2 protein-coding genes are annotated in these 1,130 nt (G+C 75.2%); both read right to left on the bottom strand.

Annotation, left to right across the window (positions count from 1 at the left end):
- Positions 1-38: 38 nt before the first annotated feature.
- Complete coding sequence (locus J0670_RS38480) at positions 39-311, bottom strand: DUF4244 domain-containing protein (RefSeq protein ID WP_243438113.1); 273 nt, start codon at positions 309-311, stop codon at positions 39-41.
- Positions 312-378: 67 nt separating this feature from the next.
- Positions 379-981: a type II secretion system F family protein gene (locus J0670_RS38485; protein ID WP_207817411.1), complete on the bottom strand. Its 603-nt coding sequence runs from the start codon at positions 979-981 to the stop codon at positions 379-381.
- Positions 982-1,130: the final 149 nt, after the last annotated feature.

Genomic DNA, 1,130 nt, shown 5'->3' on the forward strand with positions numbered 1-1,130 from the left:
CATCGCCCGCCCTGCGGGAGGGAGTTCGAGCGCAGGCCCTACGTCGCATGGAGCGCCCGCTCCAGCGTCTCGGTCAGCGCCCCCATGATGGTCGCGCTGGTCACCACCTTGTACAGCCCGGCGGCGAGGGCGCACGCGCCCAACGTTCCGACGGCGTACTCGGCCGTGGTCATCCCGGCGTCCGACCTACCTCGGCGCCTGGCCACCCTGCGCACCCGGCCCGCCGCCCAGCGGCTCTTCCGCCGCCACGCCCCGGGCATCCGCCCGAGCGGACGCCCTGCACCGGGCCTGATCGCGATCACTGCGGTCATGGATCTCTCCTGTCTCTCTGTTGCTCGTCGTTCCCACGGCTCCGGCGGATCCGGAACCGACACTCATTCACATCGCCTGGGTGAAACGGCTGGTGAGGCCGATCACCACCGGCACCACGCCGATCAGGACGAAGGCCGGAAGGAAGCAGAGCCCCAGCGGCGCGGTGGCGAGCACCGCGGCCCGGCGGACCCGGGCGTGGGCCGCACGGGCGGCGGCCGCCCGCTGCCCCTGGGCCAGCCCGATCAGCGGACCGGCTGCGGGAGCACCACCGAGACTCGTCCGGACCAGACAGCGCGCCAGCGGTGCCAGCGAGGGGTGCTGCTCACCCAGCCGGGCCCAACAGAGCTCCGGCGGTGCGCCCAGGGCCAGTTCGGCCCCGATCGCCACCAACCGCGGCCCCATCGGCGCGCCCACACTCCGACCGACCGCCGACACCGCCACGGAGGGCAGCGCCGCCGACCCGAGGCAGGCCGCCAACAGCTCGGCGCTCAGCGGAAGTTGCCTGATCAGCAACTCCTCCTCCAGGGCCGCCCGGCGATCCGTCGGCGACCGCGCCCGGGCCGACCACCGATGGACGCCCACCGCTACCAGCACCCCGATGACCAGGCCGCCTCCTCCGCCGCCGAGCAGTAGTGCCGCCGCCAGCCCGGAGCCGACCGCCGATGCCACTCGCCGCCAGGGCCCAACGCCCGCTTCCCTCAGCCCGGTTCGTCCCCGCGCCTCCTCCCGCTGCCGCACCCGGGCCAAGGTCCGCCGACTTGCTCGGCCCCGCACCAGCCCCACGACGGCGGCCGCTGCCGCCGGGAGCCCGGCCACCG

Source organism: Streptomyces sp. FH025 (assembly GCF_017427025.1).
Taxonomy (GTDB): Bacteria; Actinomycetota; Actinomycetes; order Streptomycetales; family Streptomycetaceae; genus Kitasatospora.

What these genes read in the sequence shown, in the direction of transcription:
- J0670_RS38480 (WP_243438113.1), bottom strand. Translation starts at nt 311, where the DNA reads ATGACCGCAGTGATCGCGATCAGGCCCGGTGCAGGGCGTCCGCTCGGG.